Source organism: Roseateles sp. P5_B10, assembly GCF_056400485.1.
In genome coordinates this window covers 1-9,481 of the sequence record NZ_JBFULE010000147.1, presented here as the reverse complement: position 1 = coordinate 9,481, position 9,481 = coordinate 1, and the positions used below count along the sequence as shown (strand labels likewise).

The following is a 9,481-nucleotide window of genomic DNA, read 5'->3' as shown; positions in this document are numbered from 1 at the left end:
GCACCAAGGGCAAGCTAGTCGACGACGAAGGCCGCACGCTGGGCATCTACAGCGTCTCCAGCGACATCACCGAGCGCCACGACATGCAGCAGCGCATGCGCCAGTGGGCCACGGTCTTCGAGGACATCCGCGACGGCGTCATCATCACCGACTCACGGGGCCGCATCCAGTCGATCAACCACTCGTTCACGACCATCACCGGCTACAACGCGCAAGAGGCCATCGGCGCCAGCCTCAAGCTGCTGAAGTCCGGCCGGCACGACGCGGAGTTCTATCAGAGGATGTGGGCCGCGCTCGATGCCAGCGGGCACTGGCAGGGTGAGATCTGGAACCGCCGCAAGGGCGGCGAGGTCTATCCGGAATGGCTGACCATCAGCGCGGTGCGCGACGACGACGCGGCAGTGACCCACTACGTCGGCGTGTTCACCGACATCAGTCGCCTCAAGCACAGCGAGGCCCAGACCGACTGGCTGGTCCACAACGACCCGCTGACACGCCTGCCCAACCGCGTTCAACTGCAGAGGCGGCTCGAGGATGCGCTGGCCCGCTCACATCGGCGCGAGAGCCGCGCGGCGCTGCTGGTCATCGATCTCGATGGCTTCAAGACGGTCAACGACGGCCTGGGGCACCCGGCCGGCGACGAATTGCTGGTCTGTGTGGCCGCGCGCCTGCAGGCGCGCCTGCGCCATGAAGACTTCCTGGGCCGGCTCGGCGGCGATGAGTTCCTGGTCATCCTCGAAGCCAACATGGACAGCACCAGCGTTGCCGTGCTCGCGCGCGGCCTGCTGGCGACCATCGCCGCGCCGATGGCGCTGTCGTGTGGGCAGGATGCCTACCTGACGGCCAGCATCGGCATCAGCATGTTCCCCGACGAAGGCAACCCCACCGCGGTCGAGTTGCTGCGTGACGCGGATGTGGCGATGAATCGCGCCAAGGAATTGGGCCGCAACCAGTTCTGCTTCTATACGGATGACATGAATGCCGAGGCTCGGACCAAGCTGGACCTGGAAGCCGCGCTGAGCCGCGCCATCGAGCGCGATGAGCTGCGGCTGCACTACCAGCCCAAGGTGGATGCCAGCAGCGGCGAAGTCGTCGGCGCCGAGGCCCTGCTGCGCTGGCAGCGCAGCGGCATCGGACTGGTGCCACCGAGCCAGTTCATCCCGGCGGCTGAGCAGAGCAGCCTGATCCTGGCCATCGGCGCCTGGGTCATCGACGCCGCATGCCGCCAGATCCGCGCCTGGATGGACGCCGGCCAACCCATCGTGCGCGTGGCGGTCAACGTCGCGGCGCGGCAGTTCGCTGCCGGTGACCTGGACCAGGTGGTGGCCCGGGCGCTGCAGCGCCACCAGGTGGACGCGCAGTGGCTGGAGATCGAGATCACCGAGGGCATGCTGATCACCGAGCCAGGCGCTGCGATCGGCATGCTCAAGCGGATCAAGGCCCTCGGGGTCAAGCTGTCGCTGGACGACTTCGGTACCGGCTACTCCAGCCTGGCCTACCTGCAGCAGTTCCCGATCGACGCATTGAAGATCGACCAGTCGTTCACACGCCGCATCGGCGAGCAGCCCGACGGCGCGGCCCTGGTCGATGCCGTGATTGCACTGGCCCACCGGCTGCACCTGCGCGTGGTGGCCGAGGGCGTCGAAACCGCGCAGCAGCGCGACTACCTGTGCCAGCGCGGCTGCGACGAGATGCAGGGTTATCACTTCGGCCGTCCGGCACCGGCCGAATCGCTGCAGCACCTGTTGACCGCCGGCGCAATCGCGGTGAGCGTGCCTTGAAACACCACACCTCTTCGTGCCCCTGGCGCCCGCCTGTACTTCTACCCAGACAGCCGCAGCTGGCGGCCGGCGGAGCGGGAGCCGCTGCGCCGGGTCAGCCCGACGCCGTCGGGCTGCGGCGCGCCGCCCGGCTGCGCGAGACCTAGGCCGACAGCACGCGGGCCATCGCCTGCGCCAGCTGGCCGCGGCTGTAGGGCTTGGGCAGCAGTTCCCAGTCCGCCGGGGACTCGCGGTCGGCATCCAGCAGTTCGGCAGAGAAGCCCGACATCAACAGGATGGCCAGCTGCGGCAGCCGCTGCTGGGCGATGCGGGCGAGCTCGGTGCCGCGCATGCCGGCACCCAATGCAATGTCGGTGAGCAGCAGGTCGAAATCGGCTTCAGGCGTCAGCAGTTGAAGYGCCTGCTCGGCACTGGAACAGACGCTGAACACACAACCCAGGCTGGCCAGGAAGTGCTGCGCGACGGTGCGCACCTCGGCGTCGTCTTCGACCACCAGCACTTTCAGCCCCGCGGGCACCGTGTGCCCGACGTGGTCGCCGTCCTGGGCTCCCGTCTGGGCATCGTGCGGCACCGGCAGATACAGGCTGATCGTCGTACCAAGGCCGGCCGTGCTGTCCAGCGCAACGGCGCCCTGTGACTGCTTGACGAAGCCATAGACGGCACTCAGCCCCAGGCCCGTGCCGCGGCCGGCCTGTTTGGTCGTGAAGAAGGGCTCGAAGGCACGCTCCTTGACAGCCTCAGGCATGCCCGTGCCGGTGTCGGTGACGGCGATGCGGACGAACCGGCCTTCGCCGAGCTCGTCCTGCAGGCCCGCCGGCAGCATGCCCGCGGCCGCCGCGGAAAACCGCAGATCGCCGCCGTCGAGCATCGCGTCGCGGGCATTGATCGCGATGTTGAGCAGGGCAGCTTCCAACTGGCCCGCGTCGGCCAGCGCCAGGGGGCAGTCCGGCGCGACATCGACGCTGATGCGGATGCGCTGGTCCAATGTGCGGCGCAGCATGTCCGACAGCGGGTGCAGCAGGCCATGCACGTCGACCGCGCTGGGCTGCAGCACCTGGCGGCGCGAGAAGGCCAGCAGCTTGCCGGTCAGCTCCGCGCCGCGCTTGGATGCGCGCATCGCGGCGCTCACCAGTTGCAGGGCGCCACCGTCCTGCGCCAGTGCCGGCAGCTCCTCCAGCACCTGCAGATTGCCTTGGATGACGGTCAGCAGGTTGTTGAAGTCGTGGGCAATGCCGCCCGTCAGCTGGCCAACACTTTCGAGGCGCTGGGCATGGCTCAGCGCCTCCTCGGTCTGCGCCCGCTGCAGGCAGGTGACCAGCAGATTGGCCAGTGACTCAAGGAAGCGCTGTTCATCGTCGCCGAACCGCTTCGACTGGCGGGAACGAACCTTCAAGGCGCCAATGACGCGGCCGCGGTCCAGCAGCGGCACCGCCAATGCGCTGACCAACCCTGCCGCGAGATAGTCGGGGGGCACCGCATAGCGTTGTTCTGCGCGGAAATCCTCGATCACGACCGATTGCCCCTGGCTCAGCACGACGCCCAGCGGCGTGTCGCCGCGATTGGGCACGATGCAACCCAGCGACTCGCCGGCGATCAGGCCCACGCCCCCGGCGACGCGCAGTTCAAGCCGGTTGCTTTCCAGCAGGAACACCAGCGCCATCTCGACTTCCAGCGCCTCGGCGGCGATGGCCGGTACCTGCTGCAACAGCTGCTGCGGATCGCGTGCGTCGACGGCCAGGCGGCCCAGCTGCGCCAGATGCTCGCTATAGCGCGCCCGCTGCAACGCCTGTTTGACGCGCGGATAGCCGCCGATGCCGCGGATCGCGGCAACCACGAAGGGCAGGCCGTGGTCTTGCAAAGGGCTCAGCGCGATTTCCACCATCACCTCGCTGCCGTCGCGCCGCCGGGCTACCAGCTCCATCTGCGTGCCCATCGGCCGAGCGCGCGGCGCGTGACCGTAGGCCTGCCGGTATGACGCGTGGCGAGGGCGAATGCTGTCGGGCACCAGTTCGTCCACGCTCGTGCCGACGAGCTCCTCCATCGAGTACCCCAGCAGCGCCGCCGCCGCGGGGTTGGCTCGGGCGATCAGGCCTGCGGCGTCCACCAGCAGCAGGGCGTCCGGATAGGCGGAAAACAGCGAGCGGTAGACGGTCAGGTCATCGACGGGCTGCGGCGTCGGCTGGTTGGCGGGAGGCGTTCCAACCATCAGGTTTTCGCCCGTGCGGAGCCGATGGGCGGAACGAAGATGTAGCCGGCGCCGCGGACCGACTTGATGATCTGTGGATTCTCCGCATCGACTTCCAGCTTCTTGCGCAGGCGTCCGATCTGCACGTCGATCGTGCGGTCAAAAGGCGCAGCTTCGCGACCCCGCGTCTGTTCAAGCAGAAAGTCGCGGGACAGCACGCGACCCGCATGCTGGGCCAGGGCCGCGAGGAGGGAGAACTCGCCGCTGGTGAGCCGCACCTCTGCGCCGTTCGGATCGTCAAGGCGCCGGGCGCCCAGGTCGAGCTGCCAGCCGAGAAATGTCAGGTGCTCGCCACCCGAGGCACTGGCCACCTGCCGGGGCGCCTGCCCGCTGGCCGGCTGGCCGGAGGCCAACGGGTGCGGCTCCATGCGCCGCAACACGGCCTTGATGCGCGCGACCAGCTCGCGCAGGTCGAAAGGCTTGGTGACGTAGTCATCGGCGCCGACTTCCAGGCCCACGACCTTGTCGACCGAGTCCCCGCGGCCGGTGATGATGACCAGGCCGCAGCGCCAGTGCTCGCGCAGCTGCCGTGCGATGGCGAAGCCGTCCTCTCCGGGCAGGCCCAAGTCCAGCAGGACCAGCTCCGGCGGATCGCTGGCCATCAGCTCCATCAGCGCACGGCCCGAATGCAATTGCGTCGTGCGAAAGCCGTGCCCAGGCAGATAGCGGCCTAGCAGCTCGGTGATCGCTGTTTCGTCATCGACAACGGCAATGTGCTGAAGCGTCACAGCGTCGGCGCACCTGAAGCGTTATGGGGATGGCAAGGATTCTGGCACCGATCGGTGCCACGAAATCATTGTGCAAGGCCGCTGGCGCCCCGCGACCCCTCGCCCGGCTAGCGCCCGCTCAGCACGCGCGCAGGCAGCATGACGATGGCACGCAGCAGCCCGAAGGCGCCGTCGACGGCGATGCCCAGCAACCTGAAGGGCAGCGTGATCAGCCAGACCAGCGGCCACAGCAGCAGCGCCAGGATGGCCAGCGGCCAGCAGATCACGAACAAGATGCACCAGAGCAGGAAGCTGAACATCGCGGACTCCTTCTTACTTGACCGGCTGACTGATGCCGGGCTTCAGGTATTTATCCAAGAACTCGACCATGCGGCGGTTGGCCTCCAGCGTGTTCTTCTTCTTGGAGAAGCCGTGGCCCTCGTCGTCGAACACGAGATAGTCCACCGGCACATTGTTCTTCTTGACCGCCGCGACGATGTCGTCGCTCTCGGGCTTGATGACGCGCGGGTCGTTGGCGCCCTGGATGACCATCAGCGGCTTCTTGATCTCGCTGGCATGGAACAGCGGTGACGTGGCCATCAGGCGCTCACGGTCYTTCACCGGGTCGCCCACCTCCTGATAGAGCGCCAGGCGGAAGCTCTCCCAATAGGGCGGAATGCTTTCCAGCGTGCGGATCCAGTTGGCGACACCGAAGATGTCGATGCCGACCTTGAAGGCCTCGGGGCGGAAGGCCATGGCCGACAGCACCATGTAGCCGCCATAGCTGCCGCCGACGATGCCGATGCGCTCGGGGTCGATGACGCCGGTGCCGGCCAGGAAGGTCTTGGCCTCGATGCAGTCCCACAGCGGCTCGCGGCCATGCTTGCCGTCGTCAGCCGTGAAGAAGCTCTTGCCATAGCCCGAGCTGCCGCGGTTGTTGATGCCCAGCACCGCATAGCCGTTGTTGACAAAGTACTGCATCAGCGCCGAGTAGCCGCGCTTGGTCTGGCCGCCGGGGCCGCCATGCACCCAGACGATGGCCGGCACCTTGTGGGTTGGCGAGGCTTCCTTGGGCAGCATGTAGACCGATGGGACGACCATGCCGTCGAAGCTCTTGAAGCGGGCGATGGAGGCGTCCACCAGCTCGGCCGGGTCGATGTCCTTGGACAGGCTCTGCGTCAGCTGCTTCGGCGCGGCGTTGGAGCCGACCTCGGCGACGAACAGGTTGTTGGGCGAGCGGTCGCCGTTCACGTAGAAGGCCATGCGCTTGCCGCTGCGGGAGAAGGTCACGCCGCGCACGTCGCCGCCGGGTAGTTGGGGCAGCGCCATCGGCTTTCCGTCGCGGTACAGGCGCAGCGCGATGCTGGCGTCGGCATTGATGCCGGTGATGCGGTAGCGGCCGTCCTTGGAGAAGGCCGTGTAGTCCACGTCCCAATCAGCCTTCTCGATCTCGCGGGTCGCGCCGCTGGCCAGGTCGTAGCCGATGACGCGTGTGAACTCGCCGCCATCGTTGCTGGTCATCAGCAGCTCGCGGCTGTCGGGCGTGAAGTCCTGCGGCGTGTAGTTGGCCACGCCCTGGTGCTTGGTGATGTGCTTGACCTCGCCACTCTTCAGGTCGACCAGGTGCACGTCGGAGTCGGCCGTCGTGTTGATCTTGCCCACCGCCAGCCAGCGGCCGTCGCGGCTGATGTCGCTCAACTCCCAGCCGGCCTCGTTCTTGAAGACCAGCGTGCGGGCGTAGGTCTTGGCATCCAAACGGTAGAGGTCGAAGAAGCGCGGATCGCGCTCGTTGGTCGTCACGTAGAAGGCCGTGTCGTCGCCGCTCCAGCCGGCGAACGAAGCCTTGAGCTTGTCGCCCGGCGTCAGGTCCTTCTCGCTGCCGTCGAGCTCACGCACATAGAGATGGTTGAGCTCGTTGCCGGCCTGGTCGCGGGTGTAGAGGAAGCGGTCATCGCCCGGGAAGAAGCCCACGGCGTAGTGGCTGTCGGTCTTGGAGTTCGTCAGCTGGACCGGCTTGCCGCCGCCCACCGGCATCGCATAGACGTTGAAGATGCCCGTCTCGTTGCTGTGGAAGAGGATGCGGCTCTCGTCGGCCGAGAAGCTGGCGCCACCGATGTTCACGGTGGCCATGAACTGCTCGATGGTGTAGCGCTTGGCGGGCTTGGGCGCCTTGGCGACAGCGGCCGGCTTGTCGGCGGCAACAGCGGCCTGGGACGCGCCAGCCAGCAAGGCCAGGGAAGCGACGAGGGACAGCAGGGGTCGGCTCATGGAGTCTCCGTTGAAATGAGTGGGCAGACTCTAGCCAGCCGCCCCGCCGTCCCCCATCAGGGTTGTGACGAAGCGGCGGAATCGGGGGACAGGCGGTTCAAGGCGACGCTGGGCCGTTCCCGAGTCGCCTTGACCCCCTCGGGGGGCGGGCGGGCTTCAGGCCAGCCCTGGGGGCGCCATCAAATGCGTTGATGGCCCGCGACATAGCAGGCCGCGAGGTTGCGCTCGTCGGCCAGCGTCATCCACGCAAAGACACGCTCGTGCAGCTCGCGCGCCACCGCGTCGCGCGCCTCGGCGACCGGGCCTTGCGCCCAGTCCCACACGCAGATGTCGGCCGTCTGCCCCACCGACAGGCCGCCGATCTCGCCACCCAGCTGCAGCGCTTCGGCCGCGCCCCGCGTGGCGGCATGCAGGGCCATCCATGCGGTCATGCGCTCGCCGCGCAGGGCCTGCACCTTGTAGGCATCGAGCATGTTGCGTGGCAGGCTGAGCGTCGTACCACCACCGACGTCAGAAGCCAGGCTGATGTTGAAGGCCGCACCCGGCCAGTCGAACAGGCCGCTGCCCAGGAACAGATTGCTCGACGGGCAATGCGCCACCTGGGCGCCACGGTCAGCGATGACGACGCGGTCGTGCGGGTCCAGATAAATGCCATGGGCCAGCACCGAGCGCTCGTGCACGAGGCCGACGCGCTCATACACATCCAGGTAGCTGCGCGCATCCGGGAACAGCTCCGCCACCCAGGCGACCTCGGCGCGGTTCTCGGCGACGTGGGTCTGCATATAGAGGCTGGCATCGGCGCGGCACAGCGCGCCGGCCATCGCCAGCTGCTCGGGCGTGCTGGTCGGCGCAAAGCGCACCGTCACTGCGTACGCCAAACGGTCGCGGCCATGGAAGCGGGCGATGAGGTCGACGCAATCCTTCTCGGCCTGAACGACGTCGTCCCGCAGCCCGTCCGGCGCATGGCGGTCCATCAACACCTTGCCGGTGATCAGCCGCATGCCGCGTACCGCGGCGCTGTCGAACAGGGCCTCGGCCGATACCTTGTGCACGGTCGGGAAGACGACGGCCGAGGTCGTGCCGCTGGCCAGCAGCGCATCCAGGAAGACCTCGGCCCCTGCCCGGCTGCGCGCCGGGTCGACAAAGGCGCATTCGCTCGGGAAGGTGTAGCGCTTGAGCCAATCCAGCAGCTCGGTGCCGTAGGAGCCGATGACCTCCAGCTGCGGGCAGTGGACGTGGGTGTCGATGAACCCCGGCAGCACCAGCTTTCCGGCATGGTCCTTGCGCGCCCAACCGGCATCCGGCTCGGCGGCCTGCCTCCCGACGATGCGGCCGTCCTCGATCAGCAGCCAGTGGTCGCGGTCAAAGCGCACCGCCGGTGGCTCGGTGTCGCCCCAGCGTGGTGCAGCCGTGAAATCCAGCAGATCGCCCCGCAGGGCCCATCGGCGTGGACTGTCGACGAATTTTTCCTGGTTAGTAAAACTCATATGGCAATTCTGAGGCAACGCTCGACAATCGAGGCCAGCATGAATACCCGACCCATCCGTTTTTTCCACCGCGGCGAGGTCGTCGAGGTCCAGAACCTGCCTCCGACGACCACCGTGCTGCAATACCTGCGCGAGCATGCCGGCTGTACCGGCACCAAGGAAGGCTGTGCCGAGGGCGACTGCGGCGCCTGCACCGTCATCCAGGGCGAGCTGGGTGCYGACGGCCAGCTGGAACTGCGCAACGTCAACGCCTGCACCCAGTTCCTGCCGACGCTCGACGGCCGCGCGCTGCTGACGGTGGAAGACCTGGGCGGCCCGCAGCGGCTCAACCCCGCCCAGCAGGCCATGGTGGACTGCCATGGTTCCCAGTGCGGCTTCTGCACCCCCGGCTTCGTCATGAGCCTGACGGCTTGTTATGAAACCCACCAAGCCGCCGGCACCAAGCCCACCCGCCAGCAACTGGCCGATGCGCTGGCCGGCAACCTCTGCCGCTGCACGGGCTACCGGCCCATCCTGGATGCCGGCGAACAGATGTTCGACGCGCCCGCCCGCTGCCTGGACCGTGCGCCCATCGCTCAGGCTCTGCAGACCCTGGCCGCCGACGAGCCGCTGGACTATGGCCACGCCGGCGCCCGCTTCCATGCACCGCAAAGCATCCACGACCTGGCCCTGCTGCGCGAGACCTATCCGCAGGCGACGCTGCTGGCCGGGTCGACCGACGTGGGCCTGTGGGTGAACAAGCAGTTCCGCGACCTGGGGGACGTCATCTACACCGGCCGTGTCGCGGCGCTGCGCGAGATCCGCAACGACGGTACCGGCCTGTGGATCGGTGCCGCCGCTTCGCTGGAAGACAGCTGGRCCGTGCTGACCGCCACCGTGCCCCGCCTGCGCGAACTTTGGCTGCGCTTCGCGTCGCCGCCGGTGCGCCATGCCGGCACGCTGGGCGGCAACATCGCCAACGGTTCGCCCATCGGCGACGGTGCCCCGGCATTG

The 9,481-nt window shown here is 67.8% G+C and carries 7 protein-coding genes; 2 read left to right on the top strand and 5 right to left on the bottom strand.

Features of this window, described 5'->3' with window-relative positions; genetic code table 11:
• Window positions 1-1,781, top strand: a 1,781-nt coding sequence (locus tag AC1DU6_RS11930; protein ID WP_477857406.1) for a putative bifunctional diguanylate cyclase/phosphodiesterase, incomplete at its 5' end; no start/stop codon positions are given.
• A gap of 142 nt (window positions 1,782-1,923) precedes the next feature.
• Here the strand turns inward: AC1DU6_RS11930 and AC1DU6_RS11925 are convergent.
• The 5 genes from AC1DU6_RS11925 to guaD form a co-directional block, all read right to left on the bottom strand.
• The gene (locus AC1DU6_RS11925) at window positions 1,924-3,987 is read right to left on the bottom strand and encodes a PAS domain S-box protein (RefSeq protein WP_477857404.1); all 2,064 of its coding nucleotides are present in this window, start codon (window positions 3,985-3,987) and stop codon (window positions 1,924-1,926) included.
• The gene (locus tag AC1DU6_RS11920) at window positions 3,987-4,754 is read right to left on the bottom strand and encodes a winged helix-turn-helix domain-containing protein (protein WP_056198440.1); all 768 of its coding nucleotides are present in this window, start codon (window positions 4,752-4,754) and stop codon (window positions 3,987-3,989) included. Before AC1DU6_RS11920 ends, AC1DU6_RS11925 begins: the two co-directional genes overlap by 1 nt.
• Before the next feature lie 107 nt (window positions 4,755-4,861).
• Window positions 4,862-5,053, bottom strand: coding sequence for a hypothetical protein (locus AC1DU6_RS11915; protein WP_056198443.1), 192 nt, complete (start codon window positions 5,051-5,053; stop codon window positions 4,862-4,864).
• Window positions 5,054-5,066: 13 nt separating this feature from the next.
• Complete coding sequence (locus AC1DU6_RS11910; RefSeq protein ID WP_457390271.1) at window positions 5,067-7,001, bottom strand: S9 family peptidase; 1,935 nt, start codon at window positions 6,999-7,001, stop codon at window positions 5,067-5,069.
• Between the two features lie 179 nt (window positions 7,002-7,180).
• Complete coding sequence (gene guaD, locus AC1DU6_RS11905; protein WP_477857401.1) at window positions 7,181-8,488, bottom strand: guanine deaminase; 1,308 nt, start codon at window positions 8,486-8,488, stop codon at window positions 7,181-7,183.
• Between the two features lie 39 nt (window positions 8,489-8,527).
• Here guaD and AC1DU6_RS11900 point away from each other — a divergent pair.
• A partial coding sequence (locus AC1DU6_RS11900) for a xanthine dehydrogenase small subunit (RefSeq protein ID WP_477857399.1) occupies window positions 8,528-9,481 on the top strand: 954 nt, incomplete at its 3' end.